This window comes from Sporolactobacillus sp. KGMB 08714 (assembly GCF_036598985.1).
Classification (GTDB): domain Bacteria; phylum Bacillota; class Bacilli; order Bacillales; family Sporolactobacillaceae; genus Sporolactobacillus.
Map to the genome: position 1 here is coordinate 1 of NZ_JAUUBW010000006.1, position 16,813 is coordinate 16,813.

The following is a 16,813-nucleotide window of genomic DNA, read 5'->3' on the forward strand; positions in this document are numbered from 1 at the left end:
TTTGCTAATCGCCCTGAAACGGCGAGTTATCGCCCGAAAATGGCTTCGAATCGCCCTATTCCGGGGGAGTATCGCCCTGCTAGGAGTTTATCCCCCGAAAAATTTGCTAATCGCCCTGAAACGGCGAGTTATCGCCCGAAAATGGCTTCGAATCGCCCTATTCCGGGGGAGTATCGCCCCGCTAGGAGTTTATCGCCCTGAAAAATTTGCTAATCGCCCTGAAACAGCAAACAATCGCCCTAAAATGGCTTCGAATCGCCCTATTCCGGCGGAGTATCGCCTTGCTAGGAGTTTATCGCCCTGAAAAATTTGCTAATCGCCCTGAAACAGCGAGCTATCGCCCGAAAATGGCCTCGAATCGCCTTATTTCGGCGGAGTATCGCCCTGCTAGGAGTTTATCGCCCTGAAAAATTTGCTAATCGCCCTGAAACAGCGAGCTATCGCCTTAAAATGGCCTCGAATCGCCCTATTTCGGGGGAGTATCGCACCATCAAGGGTACAACTATCTGTTCCGATTATTCGCACTTATTGATTCCAGTCCGTTTACTGCTGATTCTTTGACCACTACTGCCGATTTTCTGCCAGTTACTGACATTTTGCCTTTTTACTGATGATAAGCAGCGATTTTCTGTTTGATATATACGGTGTTTTCCAACGATTTTGGCCTCGATTCACAAAGATATACGACGGGAAAAAAGATCGGGCGTTTCTGCCAGATGACGCCTGTCCGTGCACGATATACCCTTTTCAGAGGGAAAAATCGCCGTTCGCATGAACATTCAGAGCCATAGACTGCTGCCTGTGCGAACCAATCGCTTTTCGGGAGAATCGATGATCTTGCATGCCGCGGCCCGACTAAATGAATAAGTTGAGGGAATACCTATATTATTGAATTTGCGAAACGATCGGCGATGCTTATTCTTGATAAAATACACCTTCAAAATCGATGTCAAAGCCGACCTGTCTGCTTGCGGCCGAATAAAAATTGACGGCCAGATTGTTATTGATCGTTTTAAGATTGGGGGCGGCCGTCACGCCGTTGTTCGCGCTCCACTGGCGGTTGATCGTCAGCGAGCCGTTGCTGTACGTGACATCGGCCGTATAGTAGATCCGGTCGAAATTATCCGCATATTTGAGGAGCAGTTTTCCGTCAAAGGCGGTTGGCAGCGGGAACAGGGTGTAATCTGTGTATCCGTTATCGGATGTTGTGACCGCTGCCTTTTTAAATGAAAATCCTTCCAGCGTCGTTCCCTGATAGCCCTGAGTCCCTGTATACTGAAGAATCGCTGCCGGTTCAGTCAGTGAAATGATTTTTCCGAACCGCGATCCGGGCCCGCCCTGGGCGAGGACCGGACAATTTCCGGAAAAAATCGTTCCCGATGTTCTGCCCGTCCATAAGGATACGGCGGTATTGCAGTCAAGAATCGTACTGCCGCCGATATGGTGCACGGCATCGGCTCCGAGATCGAGGCCGATATTAAAACCCTCAATGACGTTGCCGGTCAGGTTGCTGCCCGTCAGCGTCCCGTTTGGATCATAGACGGCATAGATGCCGGTCCCTGAGCGGTCGCCCGCCCGTTTTTTGATATGGTTGTTCGTTAAAATAATCGGTTTGGCGTCTGCCCGATTCAGGAGGCGGACCCCGTCCCGCGAACAATCCTTGATGACGTTGTCCGAGACAATGACCCTTTCCTGAGCGTCTTCAATGTGCACGGCCTCATTTCTTGCCTGTTCGATAATATTGGCACTGACGACGATATCCTTCCCTTTTGCAATACCGACAGCGAATCCGGCAGCGGCATCGGTGCTGTCGCCGAGAGCAGCGATTGAATTGCCGATAATTTTGATACCGCTGAAATTGCCGGCGGTGGTATTGATCTCGATGGCGTCTGCACCGGCGTCAATCCGGTTGTTGATGATTTCAAAATTGCTGCCTTGGGCGTTGTTGTTAAGAAGAATGCCGTATCCGTCCGCCGTAATTTTTGTATCTTTAATTTTTAAATCGGAGCGGGAGCCGTCTGTATAGTAGCCGTGGAATGGTGTATCGATTTCGATTCTTTCCATATTTGCTGCGTTAAATTGCACATTGGCATCGGGTACCACCCGGGCTCCGTTTATGCCGATCAAATGATAGTTTGCGGGAAGGTCGATGTTTGATTTGATTCTATACACTTTGTTTAAGAAGACGGTTACAGGATTCGAACCGTAAGCCGTTAATAAACGATTAAATGCGGGGGCGTCATCCGCCGCACCGTCGCCGACAGCGCCGAACTGGGATGGAGTGACGGGATATTCCGATATCTGATTCACCGTTGATTCAATATTGGAATAATAGCTGGATACTTTGCCCGCAAAATCCTTCATAATATCTGCCAGTTTTTCCACCTTCAACACCTCTTTACTTGTTTCCGTATAGTCAGTGTATGCTGCGCATCATCTCCGGCTTGTACCCTTGCATCAACATCGGAGAATTGTTCGTCTGTCATGTAATGAAGCTGTTACGGCTCATTCTGTAAGATATCCGTAAGTAAAAAGAAGAAGACAGGCAGTTTTCAGCGGTCCGGCGCACAGATATTCCGGATGCAGCGAGAGCAGGCGGCACGTGAATGGTAAGGGAAAGACGAACAAACGGAAGTGTCTCTCGGAAACTTCGATGAACGCGAATCTTGCTGATCGGAAAGCACTCATTCTTAAATTTGGAGGCAAACGATGAAAGAAGCTATGGGTTTAAAAGACATGTTCTGCATCTTAAAGAAACGATTGTTGATGATTCTTGCCGTCACGCTTCTGGCGGGTGCGGCCGGGGCCCTGGCCACCCACTATCTGATGAAACCGAAATACGATGCGACCGCTCGGATTCTTGTTAATCAGTCGAATGCCAATCCCTCGACCCTTTATAACACGAATGCGCTCCAGACGAATGTACAGCTTGTCAATACGTACAGTGTGATCATTGATGATCCTGCCGTGCTCAATCAGGTAATCCGGAATCTCCATCTGAACATGACGGCTGAAGAACTGCAGGGACTGCTGACAGTGGATACGGTTCAAAATTCGCAGATTTTTTCACTGACTGCGGAAACCGGCAGTCCGGCACTTTCCACCCGGCTTGTCAATGGCGTCGCCGATGTTTTTAAGACACAGGTTCGGAAGGTGATGAAGGTGGATAACGTTAATGTGCTCTCGCCGGCGGAGCTGTCCGCGAGCCTGGTTCCGGTCAAACCGAGGCCGCTGCTGAATATCGCCGTTTCACTGGCCGTCGGTCTGATCGCATCGGTCGGACTTGCTTTCCTTTTGGACTATCTGGATAACACGATCAAAACTGAAGAAGACGTAGAAAGAAAACTCGGCCTTCCGGTCATCGGAGCCGTGTCCCATATCGGCAGATACCGGGAAATCAATCCGGCAGCGTTCGCCGCTGCGGTCAGTTCTGAACGTATGATCGGAGGTGAGCATATTGAGGCAAAGTAAAGTTCCGGGCAAAAGGCCGCGAAGCCTGATTGCTTATTTTAAAGAGCAGTCATCGTTCGCCGAACAATATCGGAAAATCCGGACAAATATCGAGTTTTCAAAAGCGGGCGGCGGTTTGAAAGCGATCCTAGTAACCTCGCCGGGCCCGAACGAAGGAAAGTCGACCACGGCCGCTAATCTGGCTGTGGTCATGGCCCGGCAGGGGAAAAAAATCCTGCTGATCGATGCGGATATGCATCGGCCGACCCAGCATGATACGTTCCGTTTAGCGAATAAAAACGGTCTGACAACATTTTTAACAAAGAAAAGCCGATTGGAAGACATCGTGCAGGCGTCGGGTATCGCCAATCTCTCGCTCCTGACGAGCGGACCGATACCGCCGAATCCGGCCGATCTGCTCAGTTCGGCGGAGATGGCCGGATTAGTCCATCGATTCCGGAGCCTGTTTGATGCGATCATTATGGATGCTCCGCCGCTTCTGGATGTGGCGGATGCCCGGGTGCTGGCCAGTCTGTGCGATGGAACTCTGCTCGTAGTAAGAAGCGGGGCAACGGAGGTCGAGAATGCCAGAAAGGCTGCGGGATCCTTATCGGATGCCCGTGCCGGCCTGCTCGGGGTCGTTCTTAACGATCTGAAAGGAGCCAGAAAGGGGAGAAGGGGCCGCAGATACAGGGCAGGGTAATAGAAATGGAAGAAAGCATCGCGCGCAGAGAGCAGCGGTGCCCGCAGGGAAAAATGAACAGATTGCTTGTTATTGGCGTTTATTTCCGACGGAGGGATCAAGATGGCCTTATCAAAGATACAAATAGAAATAAAGGCTCCATATATTGCTGAAATCGGCCGCAATTCGGAAGTGCTGAATGAAAAGTTAAAAAAACAAAAAATCTATGAGCTGGCCAAAAGAATTTTTGATCTGTGCCTGGCTTTTATCGGACTCATTTTTTTATTGCCCGCTTTCCTGATCGTTTCGCTACTGATTAAATGGGACGATCCGCATGGGAGGGTTTTCTTCAGGCAAATCCGTGTCGGGAAAGACGGCAGAGAATTCTATATTTATAAATTTCGTTCGATGGTGGTGAATGCCGAACAAATGCTGAACAGCCTAGCCGATCAGAATGAGGCAACGGGGGCCATGTTTAAGATGAAGAAGGATCCGCGCGTCACCCGGGTGGGTCGTGTGCTTCGCACAACAAGTATCGATGAACTTCCCCAGCTGGTCAATGTGCTGAAAGGGGAGATGAGTCTGGTCGGTCCGCGCCCGCCTCTTCCGCGGGAAGTTGAGCAGTATTCGGGCTACGAACTGCAGCGGCTGCTTGTCAAACCCGGATGTACGGGACTGTGGCAGGTCAGCGGAAGGAGCAATCTCGGTTTTGATCAGATGGTGAAACTGGATTTGCAATACATCCGGCAGCGAAGCATGGCGAATGATTTCAAATTAATTCTGAAAACGCTGATCCAGCTGCTTGGTTCAAAAAATGCTTACTGATAAGAAGGGAGTACCGGCTATGGAAAAAGATGCAAAGATTTACGTCGCCGGCCACCGGGGACTGGTCGGCTCGGCCATTGTCAGGAATCTGGAAGCCCGCGGCTGCCGCAATCTGGTGCTGCGCACACATGCCGAACTTGATTTAACCGATTACCGGGCAGTCGGCGCCCTTTTTCAAAACGAGTCTATTGATTATGTTTTTCTGGCTGCCGCCAAGGTCGGCGGCATCATGGCGAACAGCAGCTGCCCGGCGGAATTCATCAAAGAAAATCTGATGATCGAGACTAACGTGATCGACTGGTCGTACAAGACAAGCGTGAAGAAGCTCCTGTTCCTCGGAAGTACCTGCATTTATCCGAAATTTGCTGAACAGCCGATCAAGGAGTCGGAACTGCTGAACGGAAAGCTGGAGCCGACCAATGAAGCCTACGCGATTGCCAAGATCAGCGGGATTACGATGTGCCGGTCTTACAACAAACAGTACGGGACCCGCTATATCACGGTCATGCCGACTAATCTGTACGGACCGAATGACAACTATGATTATATGACGTCTCATGTGCTTCCGGCGCTTGTCAGGAAATTTTATGAGGCCAAGATAAACCATGATCCGTATGTCGTTGTCTGGGGAACGGGCCGTCCGAAGCGGGAATTTCTCCATTCGGACGATCTGGCGGATGCCTGCGTCTATTTAATGGATCATTATGACGGCGATGAGATCGTCAATATCGGGGTTGGAAAAGAGCTGACGATCAGAGAACTGGCGGAGAAGATCAAGGAAGTCATCGGCTATACAGGAGATATCCGTTTCGATTCGTCAAAGCCGGACGGAACGCCGAGAAAGATCGTCGACGTCACAAAACTTTCCGCTTTGGGCTGGAGGGCGAATATTTCGCTGGACCAGGGGCTGAAAAGGACATACCGGGATTTTTTGGATTCATTCAGCCGAATCGGCAATTGACGAGCGGCGGTTCCGCTGCCGCCGGCGGAAAAATTTATAAAAAAACGGAGGAAAACAGATGAAAAGAGCATTGGTCACTGGCGTGACAGGACAGGACGGTTCCTATTTATCGGAATTTCTGCTGAAAAAAGGCTATCAAGTTTTCGCACTGAGAAGAAGAACGAGCACGCCGATTTACGTCAATGTTGAACCTATAAAAGATCGGCTGGAATGGATCGACGGCGATCTGACCGACCTGGCTTCGCTGATCCGGGCCGTGCAGACCGCCGATCCGGACGAGGTTTACAATCTGGCGGCTCAGTCATTTGTCGGTACATCATGGAGCCAGCCGTTTGCGACCGGAGAGATGACCGGACTTGGCGTAACGAACATGCTGGAAGCCGTTCGCCTGATCAAACCGAACGCGCGCTTCTACCAGGCGTCGACAAGCGAGATGTTCGGAAAAGCGGCCGAAGTGCCGCAGCGAGAAACGACGCCGTTCTATCCGAGGAGCCCCTATAGCGCCGCAAAGCTGTACGGGCACTGGATGACGATCAATTACCGCGAGAGTTTCGGTCTGTTTGCCTGCTCCGGCATTCTTTTCAATCACGAATCACCGCGGCGCGGTCTGGAGTTCGTAACCCGAAAAATCACGGACGGTGTGGCCAGGATCAAGCTCGGCCTTCAGAATGAATTGCGGCTCGGCAATTTGGAGTCGAAAAGGGACTGGGGGTTTGCCGGGGATTATGTAAAGGCAATGTGGCTGATGCTTCAGCAGGATCAGGCCGATGATTACGTCATCTCCACAGGGGAAACTCATTCCGTCAGAGAGTTCGTGGAAACCGCTTTTTCGTATGTCGGCCTCAATTGGAAAGACTATGTGGTTCAGGATGAACGGTTCATGCGGCCGGCGGAAGTGGATCTGCTGCTCGGGGACTGCTCCAAGGCCGAAAAGAAGCTCGGCTGGAAGAAGAATATCGATTTCCGCTCCCTGGTCCGCATGATGGTTGACCACGATCTTGAGCGCCGGCAAATGAACGGGCCGGCCCGCCGAATGGCGCTGCGGGCCGGCCTATGAAGCGCCGGCTGCTCGTCATCGGTCCCGTTCCTCCGCCGATTCACGGAGAAAGCCTGGCGATCCGCCATCTTGCCGGATCGGAAATGACCAGAGAAAAGTTTCAAGTTACGGTCGTCAATACGAACAGAAAAAGAGTCAACGGCGGCGGAAAATTTTCATTTATTAAAATTTTTCAAGATATCGCTATTATGATCCGCATCCGGCGAATCGCTGGGAAGGGGCAGGCAGACATTGTTTATTTATCAATCTCGCAGACCAAACTCGGCCTGCTCCGCGATGCGCTGATTATTTTCCTGATTGCCGGAAAGACCGATCAAATAGTTGCTCATCTGCATGGAAACCACTTGAAAAATGTTCTGGAATCGTTTCATCGGATTCCGGCAGGCTTTATTTTTCATATGATGAGAAAAATTGACACGGGCATTGTCCTGAGCCGGGGACTTTCCGCCAATTTTATGAATCTGCCCAGGCGGATCGAAGTGATTGCCAACGGTATTGAGAAAGACTTCATCCGGACGCAGGAGATTGCATCCTTCTCCAAAGTAAAAAGCGGGGAGGGGCATTGCTTTACCCTTCTCTATCTCAGCAATCTGATCGAAGCGAAAGGATTCGGCCATTTAATATTGGCGGTTGTCGATCTGCTCAGGCAGCAGCTGAATGTGCGGCTGCTGCTCGCCGGCCAGATCTACGATCGGAAACGGTTCGATCAATTGATGGCTCAGGTCGCCGGGGAACAGTTCGATTCGAGGATCCGTTATTTAGGGACAGTGACCGGCGTCAAGAAGAAGCAGCTGCTTCTGAGGTCGGACGCGATGGTTCTGCCGACCCGCTATCGCATCGAAGGTCAGCCGATCTCGATTATTGAAGGCATGGCGGCCGGCCTGCCGATCATCTCGTCCGCTCAGGGGGCGATCCCCGAACTGATCGAAGGCAGCGGGATCGTGCTGGACACCGTTGACCGCTCAAGCATCGCCGCTGCGATCAGGAGCCTGATTAAGGACAAAGCACTGTATAAAAAGTATGCCTTAAACGGCAGAAAGACATTTTTAGAAAAGTATACGATGGATCGTTATATTGACGGACTTATCTCGGTGTTTGAAGGGGGCGGGGCGGATGAAGAAAAAGATCTTATTCATCGTCAATTATTTTTATCCTGATCCGGCTTCCACTGGCCAGCTGATCACCGAGCTTTGCCTTGCGGTGCGCGACAGTTTTCGGGTGACGGTCATTGCCGCTCAGCCGGGCGGATACGCCGGAGGGGAAGGCAGGCCCGGACGGCTGATTGAAGCCGGCATGTTCGAGGGCATCCGCGTGGTCCGTTTGAGACTTCCGGCGGTTGACAAAGTATCCAAAATCAGCCGGATCAGATATGTTCTGACTTATTTTGTTCTGGCCCATATCGCGCTGCTGAGGGAAAAATCCGTCGACATCATTTATACGATATCGACGCCGCCCGTTTTAGGCGGGCTGATCGGCACGATCGGCAAATTTCTGAAACGGACCAAGCATGTCTACAATATTCAGGATTTTAATCCGGAACAGGCGGCCGCCGTCCGTTTTACAAAGAGCCGCCTGATTTTTAAGCTGGCCCGGCTGGTGGATAAGTTCAGCTGCAGGCATGCGGACAACATCGTCGTGGTCGGCCGGGACATGGCCGAGACTTTGAAAAACCGTTTCTTGGATCATAAAGTTCCGAGCTATCAGGTGATTCATAACTGGACCGACGAGAATGAGATCGTCCCCCTGCCGAAAACCGAACGGCATGTTCATCGCTTCCTGGAAGAAAACGGTTTGAAAGAAAAGTTTATCATCATGTACTCGGGAAATCTCGGACTCTACTATGATCTTGAAAACCTGATTAAACTGACGAAAGAATTCGTGGAAATCGACGATCTGGCGTTTGTTTTTATCGGCGAAGGGGCCGTTAAAAAACAGATGCAGCGTTTCGTGGCCGACGAAGCGATCAAAAATGTTTTCTTTCTCCCCTACCAACCGAAGGATTTTATCAAATTTTCATTGAATGCGGCCGATGTGCATCTGGTCGTCAATCAGAAAGGAATCAAGGGTGTTTCGGTTCCGAGCAAAATCTACGGCGTCATGGCGGCGGGCAAGCCGGTCATCGGCGTGCTGGAAAGAGGAAGCGAAGCCGAACGGCTGATCACGGGCAGCAGCTGCGGCCGGGTCGTCGAACCCCATGATTATAAGGGGGCGGCCGCGCTGATTCGTGGCTTCTACCTGATGGAGCGCGGGCAGCGGGAACAGATGGGCCTGAAGGGAAGGCATTATCTTGAGCAGCATCTGCGAAAAGAAGTGTCAATCGGGAAATATAAACAACTGCTGATGGGGCTCTGATTGCGGGATCGGACCGTTCATTCAGCCGCAAAGATGAAGGGTGATAATGATGGAATTTTTGATGTATGCCGCGGCCTTCCTGTTCTGCATCGATGATTCGCCGTTTATGTTCGGCAATGGATACAGGCCGATCTCGGTTGTTTTTATTTGTCTTTATCTTCTTTTACAGCTGCCCAAACTTTTCCGGCTCAAATACAGACGAATCGAAATTTATATTTTTGCCTTCATGGCCGTCTGTCTGCTGATTTCTTTCGCTCAGGTAATCGTGAACCATGACCGTTTTGTCGGCCTGATCAATGCGGCTGAAACGCTGGGCAGCGGATTTGTCTGCTATCTGGCTTTCAAATTGTTTGTTACTGAATGCGGCGGCGACGATGTCAAATTCACAAGACTGTTTCTCTGGCTGATCCGCGGTTATGGCATCGCTGTTGCCGTCGGTGTCCTTGAGTTTCTCTATGTCTATGGAGCGCCGAGCGGATTTTTGAGTTCGATCATCCACGTATTCGTTGAACGGACCGGCTACATGACGGACGGGCGCATCCATTTCAGCTTTTCGGAACCGTCTTTTATCAGCCTGCACACGAATCTGTTTTTGCTTCCGGCACTTGTTATTTTAAAAAATAAAGGACTCCTGACCCGCTATCATAAAATCATTGTTATTCTCTTTTTCGCGCTGTCTCTCTTTTCGCTTTCGATACGATTTTATCTGGATATCCTGGTCTTCATTGCCGCCTACCTGTTCCTGACATCCAACTTCAAGATCTTTTTCAAACGGCTGGGTATCCTGCTTGTCTCCTGTGCCGCCGCTGCTGTCCTGATGAATCTTGTTTTTGTTCAGAACCTGTTCGGATTAAATTCCTATCATTTCTATAGAATAGCGGACATGATCGAAAATCCGGGTTCGGCGGGAAGCGACACCTCGACGATGATCCGGGCCACGTATTCAAGGATCGGTTTTGAGTCCTTTATGGATCATCCGCTGATCGGGTACGGCCTGGGAAACTATCACGATGCCTACGTCGCTCATTTTCATTCCATTAATCCGGCCGATCTTCAGAAAGCCGGGGAATTGAGCCTCGCAGTCGACGACTACAATCTGCATACCTATGATATGTTTGCCCGGCTTGCTTCGGAGCTGGGATCGCTGGGCATTGCGGCGGTACTGCTGGTGCTCTATTTCCTTCTCAGTCTCAGGGGCGGAAACTTTTCGAAATGGATGATTTTTCTGGTCGTCTATTCCCAGCTGCAGTTTGATTCGTTCGCCCTCATCCCATTATATTTCTGGATGGCGCTTCTGCAGAGCCCGTTCATCTCCGAACTGAACATCGGCTATTCTTTAGACAACCGTTTACTCAGAACGGCGGGATACTATAAAATGAACCATTTTTCAAGCCTGTCCCAACCGGAAGAACAAGCGGGGATGAATCGCGATCATCGTTTATCGGTTGTGAAGGAGACTTGAAAAGAATGAAACCATTAATCAGTGTCGTAGTGCCGGTTTTCAATGTGGAAAAATATTTACCAAGGTGTATTGAAAGTATCATCCGTCAATCTTATAAAGATCTTGAGATCCTATTGGTCGATGACGGATCGTCTGATGGCTCAGGCCGGATCTGTGATCAATACGGAAAGATAGATAAACGGATTAAAGTCATTCACAAAAAAAACGGAGGACTTTCCGATGCGAGAAATGTCGGGATCGATCTTGCAAGAGGAAACTATATAGGATTTGTTGACAGTGATGATTATATACATGAAGATATGTACCTGTCCTTATACGATACAATCAGATTGAATGGCTGTGACATTGCCGAGGTCGGATATCAGACTTTTTTCCATGATGACGATATTAAGGATCCGGACGATTATAGCCGAGTTATTCTGTACACGAAACAGCAGGCTGTCATCGGTGCGATCGTCAATCATCAATGTCAGACGTATGTATGGAATAAGCTTTATAAAAAAGAATTATGGAATAAAGTAAGATTCCCGAAAGGTAAATTATTTGAAGATGAATTTACAACTTACAAGATTTTTAATCGATCCGCGAAGGTCGCCGTGCTGAATAAAAAAATGTATTACTATTTCCAAAGAGAAAAAAGCATTGCACATACTTTTTCAATAAAAACCCTGGACCATTGTGAAGCTCTGAATCAGATGATGCGGTTCATTGAATCGGAATATCCTGAGGCGCTTCCAATATCCTGTATAAAATATTATAAAAATAATTTGTGGCACCTGCAGGATTTATTAGTCAATAGAAAAAAATTGGCTAATTCGCAACAGCTGATTGACCAAATGATTAAAGAGTTGATGACGTATCGTCAATATCTTGAAAATAATAAAAAATTTATTGGAACCGTTCATAAACTATTTATGAATGATTATAGCGAATTGCTGACCCAGCGAAAAAAAATCAAGTTTGTATTTTTTCTCTTAAAGAGGTCGGTCTGGCTCTTCTATATTATTTTAAGATGCCGATGGATGGCCAGGCGGATGATCGCGCTCCCGCGTAAAATGCTTCGCAGCTAGTTACCCGTATAAAAAACTCTGATATCAAATGGATAAGGGGAACGCCATGAGTGTGAAAAAAAATTATCTGTACAATCTTATCTATCAGATTATGGTCATGATCGTGCCCCTGCTGACTGTTCCGTATGTTTCAAGGGTTCTGTCAGCGAAAGGCGTCGGCATTTTTGCCTATACATCCTCAATCGCACAGTACTTTACCCTGCTGGGCATGCTCGGCATCGGCATCTACGGCAATAAAATGATCGCGATGACGCGCGACAATAAGAAAGAAATGAGCGAGAATTTTTTCAGCATTTATTTTCTGCAGCTGATCGTTTCTCTCGGTTCCGTGCTTGGATATCTGCTGCTTGTGCTGCTGGCTGTCCGCAGCGACCGGGAAATTGCCCTGATTCAGACGATTACGCTGCTGGGAACGGTCATCGACTGCACCTGGTTTTTCAGCGGGCTGGAAATGTTTAAAAAAATCGTTACCAGAAATCTGCTGATTAAATGTCTCTCATTAGTTGCCGTCTTTTCCTTTGTAAAGGGTCCCGGCGATCTGGACTTATACACGTTCATTATGTGTCTGTCTGCTTTTCTGGGGCAGTTTCTTATGTGGTTTTACATCAGAAACAGGATTGTCCGGGTTAAGATCACCGGCCGCTCCGTTAGAAAACACGTGGTTCCTGTCCTCATGTATTTTCTTCCGCAGGTTGCGATGCAGGTCTATTTTGTGCTGGATAAAACGATGATCGGATGGTTGTCAAGCAAGAGCGAGGTCGGTATTTATGATTATGCGGACAAAATACAAAAGGTGGCGATTGCCGCCGTCACCTCGCTTGGAACGGTGATGCTGCCCCGAATGGCCCATACTTTTATAACCGGACAGAAAGATCAGGCTAAAAAATATATCATGAAATCTCTCGATTTTTCCACCCTGCTGGCCGTACCGATCATGTTCGGCCTGGCCGGTATTGCCCGGGAATTCATTCCGTGGTATATGGGCAATGGCTTTGTCGAATGTGCGACGGTCCTGATTCTGATCAGCCCGACCGTTTTTTTTATGGCATGGAGCGGCGTGTTCGGCAGCCAGTATTTGCTGCCGCTCGGAAAAATGAGAGCGTACACGATTTCCCTGTATGTCGGAGCCGTTGTCAATTTTCTGCTCAATCTTGTTTTTATAAAGCCTTACGGATCAATTGGCGCGTCGATCGGCACGTTAGCCGCCGAACTATCCGTGACGCTCGTCCAGATATATTTCGTCAGGAACGATATTCAGTGGAAACAGATATTGCCGAAGACGGTGCTTTATGTAGGCGCCGGCGCTGTTATGTATACGGTTGTGAGCCTGATCGGCCGTTCCATGGGCGTTTCGATTATCACAACCTTTGTCCAGATTACGGCCGGCGTACTTTCATATACGGCGATGATTCTGGCGGCCGAATATGCGGGGCACGGCGGAATTATTCTCGAGGAAATCAGAAGAAAGAGGCCAAGTTACAAAAGCAACGGTTAAATACCTTTTCAGGGCGAATTTTTTAAATTGAAAAAACAGGGAAAGCCGGGTGGCCCGCATGCGCGATCGTTCATATAAAAAAAACTGTCTGCTGATTGTGCTCATCGTGATTTCTGCATGGATCATAGGGTATGCCGCCGTTCATCGAAATCGGCCGTCTGCATCCGCTGCCGGGACGGCCGCTGTTCCATCGCTCGACATTCATGCAAATCCCGCCTTTATTCAGGCAAAAGGCTTCCACGCTGCCGGCAACGGGAAAACGGATGATACGGATAACGTGCAAAGAGCTGTCAGGGCGGCCGCCGCCGTGAACGGGACCGTTTACTTCGGGAAGGGCACTTATGTCGTTTCGCACCCGATCGACATCCCCGAAAATGTATCGATCATTGGAGCAGGTAAAGAACAGACAACCTTTAGATCTGTCAATAAGAATACCGACCCTGTGTTTTCTCTTGGCGGGAACCAAACTGTACAGGATGTTGGGTTCGACTCCCAGATCGGTATTATACCCTTGGGTGATAACATCAATATTAATGAATGCAGGTTTAAGAGCAGTGTTCAAGGCATCCAGAATGCCGTGACGGTGCGCAATCTCACAGTAACCGATACGCTGTTTGAAGGTTGCGGATATTCCATCCTTTCTAACAAACAGCCAAGTTATCATGTAAAAATTATCAATTGCCGGTTCCTCAACAACAAAGCAGATGATATTGAGATTAATGCGCCGAGTGACGGCTGGACGATTGAAAATTGTGTATTCAGCGGGATTACCAGTCATACAAGCAATGCAGGTTTTGGGGTGGGTATTGCCCTGTCCGCCCGAAATATTACGATCAAGGGCTCGACTTTTTCCGGGATTGCGGGTCAGGGTATTCATGCGGAAGATCATGCGCAGGTGACGGTTTCCGACTGTACCTTTCAGAATAATGGCTATGTTCATTATCCGGGCAGTCCGGAGGCAGATATTGCTGTTTTATCGAACGCTGACGTCTCGGTTTTCAATTGTGTGTTTCTGAAATCCACAAAGGAATACAGCAGTCTGGCAATCTATAATACGGATATACCCGTAGGCGGAACGGTGACGGCCCAATCATCGGCGTTCTATGGTAAAAAGATCGATGCGCAAGTCAAATCAATGGATAATCGCTTTTTGAAGTGAGACGGACCCATGGGAATTCCCGTGAGAGAACAGGCCAATCGGAGCATCTGAAAATTTGCCTTTTCCCCTTTGTGAAAGTTCACAGGCGGAGGCTATAATGTAAAAGAAAGGCGTCATTTGAACGAACAAGATAGTAACCGTTTTCTTTATTAATGGCGGGCCGGAAGTTGTCCGGACGGGTTTTCAAAAGAGCCAAATAGTGAAGGGGCGATGAAATGGGTCATCCGAAAGATTGTATCGAATTGCTTGAAAGGTACGAGAAAGCTCACCCGCGATACCATTCGGTGGAAAAGCTGCATTTTACCGGCGTGGGAAGGCGCGATGTCTACAATATTACCGCGCCTTTTTGTGACGAAAACCGTTTGGTCATTGCCGGACGTGTGGAAACGAGAAAAAGCGAAGATTCGATCGTGGTCTTTTTCGAAAAGAGAGATAGACAATGGCAGCGGATTCATCATTTGCCCGTCCTGCCTCTGCAGGATCCTTTTGTGACGCGGATCGGCGGCCATCTGATTCTTGGCGGCGTCAAAATTCATAAAATCGGGACTATGCAAAGAATCTGGCGTATGGCCTTTTATTCCGGCAAAACGCTCAGGTCGCTGAATCTGTTTTTCGAAGGGCCGAAGGGAATGAAAGATGTTCGTCTTAAGCAGCTGAGCGACGGCAGAATTCTTGTCCTGACGCGTCCGCAGCTGGGAAAGGGGGGAAGAGGAAAGATCGGATACTGTGTTCTGGACACGATGGATCAGCTGAGCAACCGGAAGCTGATCGAAGCCCCTATTTTTATGGATCAGTTTACAAAAGGAGAGTGGGGCGGCGCCAATGACATTCATATTCTGAAGAACGGGCTGATCGGCGTGATCGGTCATATTGCCGAATTCGACGGGAAGGGCTGCCGTCATTATTATTCGATGCTGTTTACTTTGGATCTGAAGACGGGCCGTCATACTCCGCTGGAAATTATTGCGACGCGCAAGGATTTTCTTAATGGGCCTGCTAAGCGAAGCGATCTGAAGGATGTTGTTTTCAGCGGCGGCGCAATCCGGACCCATTCCGGACTGATTCTGTATGCCGGCACGAGTGATACCGAGGCGCAGAGGCTGGTCATGGACGATCCGTTCCTGAAATATGAATCTTAATCGGCCGTTCGGGCGGCGGATTTTCGAAACGGGATACGGGTTTATGAAGAATAAAAAAAGGGAAGGTAAGCCCGATTTTCCCCAATGCGTGCCGACTTTTCCGCATCTTTTTAATTGGCGGCGATCATATAAAAATGGGGCAGGCAGACTGCTTGACTTAATGAAACAACGTACTATAATTCTCTTCTTGTAAGAAAAAAATTTATAAATAAATCAGGAGGATTATAGTCATTGATGAGCCGTCAAACGGATTGCTGCGCTCTTCTGGAAAAGTACAGAAATGATGACCAGCCTGTCCATGAAGTAGAAAAGTTGAAATTTACCGGGGTCGGCGAAAGAGATGTTTACAATGTGACGGCCGCTTTTGGTGATGGAGAAAAAGAAATCCTGGCCGGCCGCGTCGAACCTAGAGACAGTGAAGAGTCGGTTGTCGCTTTCTTTGAAAAACAAAACGGCAGCTGGCAGCTGATAAAAGACATGCCGGTTTTTCCTCTTCAGGATCCGTTTGTAACCCGCATAGACGGAATGCTCATTTTCGGAGGCGTTGAAGTCTTCCGCGACGGCAGCGGGAAGACGACGTGGAGGACCGTTCTGTATAAAGGAAGGACGGTCAAATCACTGGTCCCCTTTTTCAGAGGGCCGGAGGGTATGAAAGATCTGCGCCTGACCCAGCTGCACAGCGGCGCCATTCTCGTATTGACACGGCCGCAGGGCAGAAAAGGGGGAAGAGGAAAAATCGGATTTTTCCTGATGGCTTCTCTCGATGAACTGGATGTCCGAAAGATTGAGGATGCACCGCTTCTTGAAGACCATTTTGCCGACGGAGAATGGGGCGGCGCCAATGAGATTCATCCGCTGAAGAACGGAAATGCCGGTGTGCTTGGCCATGTGGCCCATTTTGATGAACAAGGAAACCGCCATTATTACTCGATGATTTTTACACTGAATCCTCATAACGGCGATCATACACCTGTTGAAATCATTGCTACGCGCAATGATTTTATTGACGGGCCGACGAAGAGGGAAGATTTGAAGGACGTTGTTTTCAGCGGCGGGGCGATCCGCAGAAATTCGAAGCTGATCCTGTACGCGGGCACCAGCGACGCAGAGGCTCAGAAAATTGTGCTGAACGATCCCTTTGAAAAATATGAACAATTATAG

At 49.0% G+C, this 16,813-nt stretch carries 14 protein-coding genes; 13 read left to right on the forward strand and 1 reads right to left on the reverse strand.

Features of this window, described 5'->3' with window-relative positions; all coding sequences use genetic code 11:
- Positions 1-915: 915 nt before the first annotated feature.
- A complete protein-coding gene (locus Q6A92_RS03555; RefSeq protein WP_332237065.1) occupies positions 916-2,385 on the reverse strand; it encodes a right-handed parallel beta-helix repeat-containing protein in 1,470 nt (489 codons plus the stop codon).
- Positions 2,386-2,709: 324 nt separating this feature from the next.
- Between Q6A92_RS03555 and Q6A92_RS03560 the strand changes: the two genes are divergently transcribed.
- The 13 genes from Q6A92_RS03560 to Q6A92_RS03620 all read left to right on the forward strand — a co-directional run bounded on the left by Q6A92_RS03560 (position 2,710) and on the right by Q6A92_RS03620 (position 16,813).
- Positions 2,710-3,471, forward strand: a complete 762-nt coding sequence (locus tag Q6A92_RS03560) for a YveK family protein (RefSeq protein WP_332237066.1) — start codon at positions 2,710-2,712, stop codon at positions 3,469-3,471.
- Entirely contained in the window at positions 3,458-4,153 is a 696-nt protein-coding gene (locus tag Q6A92_RS03565; RefSeq protein WP_332237067.1) for a CpsD/CapB family tyrosine-protein kinase, read from the forward strand. The genes Q6A92_RS03560 and Q6A92_RS03565 overlap by 14 nt, the downstream gene beginning before the upstream one ends.
- A 102-nt stretch (positions 4,154-4,255) precedes the next feature.
- Entirely contained in the window at positions 4,256-4,957 is a 702-nt protein-coding gene (locus tag Q6A92_RS03570) for a sugar transferase (RefSeq protein WP_332237068.1), read from the forward strand.
- Between the two features lie 19 nt (positions 4,958-4,976).
- A complete protein-coding gene (locus tag Q6A92_RS03575; RefSeq protein ID WP_332237069.1) occupies positions 4,977-5,918 on the forward strand; it encodes a GDP-L-fucose synthase family protein in 942 nt (313 codons plus the stop codon).
- Positions 5,919-5,976: 58 nt separating this feature from the next.
- Positions 5,977-6,975, forward strand: coding sequence for a GDP-mannose 4,6-dehydratase (gmd, locus tag Q6A92_RS03580; protein WP_274399897.1), 999 nt, complete (start codon positions 5,977-5,979; stop codon positions 6,973-6,975).
- Positions 6,972-8,132, forward strand: coding sequence for a glycosyltransferase family 4 protein (locus Q6A92_RS03585; protein WP_332237070.1), 1,161 nt, complete (start codon positions 6,972-6,974; stop codon positions 8,130-8,132). The genes gmd and Q6A92_RS03585 overlap by 4 nt, the downstream gene beginning before the upstream one ends.
- Complete coding sequence (locus Q6A92_RS03590) at positions 8,089-9,327, forward strand: glycosyltransferase family 4 protein (RefSeq protein ID WP_274399900.1); 1,239 nt, start codon at positions 8,089-8,091, stop codon at positions 9,325-9,327. Before Q6A92_RS03585 ends, Q6A92_RS03590 begins: the two co-directional genes overlap by 44 nt.
- A gap of 46 nt (positions 9,328-9,373) precedes the next feature.
- Positions 9,374-10,789, forward strand: coding sequence for an O-antigen ligase family protein (locus Q6A92_RS03595; protein WP_332237071.1), 1,416 nt, complete (start codon positions 9,374-9,376; stop codon positions 10,787-10,789).
- Between the two features lie 5 nt (positions 10,790-10,794).
- Positions 10,795-11,859, forward strand: coding sequence for a glycosyltransferase family 2 protein (locus Q6A92_RS03600; protein WP_274399903.1), 1,065 nt, complete (start codon positions 10,795-10,797; stop codon positions 11,857-11,859).
- A 46-nt stretch (positions 11,860-11,905) separates the two neighbouring features.
- Positions 11,906-13,354, forward strand: coding sequence for a flippase (locus Q6A92_RS03605; protein ID WP_332237072.1), 1,449 nt, complete (start codon positions 11,906-11,908; stop codon positions 13,352-13,354).
- Positions 13,355-13,412: 58 nt separating this feature from the next.
- Positions 13,413-14,513, forward strand: coding sequence for a glycosyl hydrolase family 28-related protein (locus Q6A92_RS03610; protein ID WP_332237073.1), 1,101 nt, complete (start codon positions 13,413-13,415; stop codon positions 14,511-14,513).
- Between the two features lie 215 nt (positions 14,514-14,728).
- Complete coding sequence (locus Q6A92_RS03615; protein WP_274399907.1) at positions 14,729-15,652, forward strand: DUF1861 family protein; 924 nt, start codon at positions 14,729-14,731, stop codon at positions 15,650-15,652.
- A gap of 234 nt (positions 15,653-15,886) precedes the next feature.
- Entirely contained in the window at positions 15,887-16,813 is a 927-nt protein-coding gene (locus Q6A92_RS03620; RefSeq protein ID WP_274399909.1) for a DUF1861 family protein, read from the forward strand.

Coding starts and splice junctions, on each gene's coding strand:
- Q6A92_RS03615 (WP_274399907.1), top strand. CDS start 14,729: ATGGGTCATCCGAAAGATTGTATCGAATTGCTTGAAAGGTACGAGAAA.
- Q6A92_RS03620 (WP_274399909.1), top strand. CDS start 15,887: ATGAGCCGTCAAACGGATTGCTGCGCTCTTCTGGAAAAGTACAGAAAT.
- Q6A92_RS03595 (WP_332237071.1), top strand. CDS start 9,374: ATGATGGAATTTTTGATGTATGCCGCGGCCTTCCTGTTCTGCATCGAT.
- Q6A92_RS03590 (WP_274399900.1), top strand. CDS start 8,089: ATGAAGAAAAAGATCTTATTCATCGTCAATTATTTTTATCCTGATCCG.
- Q6A92_RS03560 (WP_332237066.1), top strand. CDS start 2,710: ATGAAAGAAGCTATGGGTTTAAAAGACATGTTCTGCATCTTAAAGAAA.
- Q6A92_RS03585 (WP_332237070.1), top strand. CDS start 6,972: ATGAAGCGCCGGCTGCTCGTCATCGGTCCCGTTCCTCCGCCGATTCAC.
- Q6A92_RS03570 (WP_332237068.1), top strand. CDS start 4,256: ATGGCCTTATCAAAGATACAAATAGAAATAAAGGCTCCATATATTGCT.
- gmd (WP_274399897.1), top strand. CDS start 5,977: ATGAAAAGAGCATTGGTCACTGGCGTGACAGGACAGGACGGTTCCTAT.
- Q6A92_RS03605 (WP_332237072.1), top strand. CDS start 11,906: ATGAGTGTGAAAAAAAATTATCTGTACAATCTTATCTATCAGATTATG.
- Q6A92_RS03610 (WP_332237073.1), top strand. CDS start 13,413: ATGCGCGATCGTTCATATAAAAAAAACTGTCTGCTGATTGTGCTCATC.
- Q6A92_RS03600 (WP_274399903.1), top strand. CDS start 10,795: ATGAAACCATTAATCAGTGTCGTAGTGCCGGTTTTCAATGTGGAAAAA.
- Q6A92_RS03575 (WP_332237069.1), top strand. CDS start 4,977: ATGGAAAAAGATGCAAAGATTTACGTCGCCGGCCACCGGGGACTGGTC.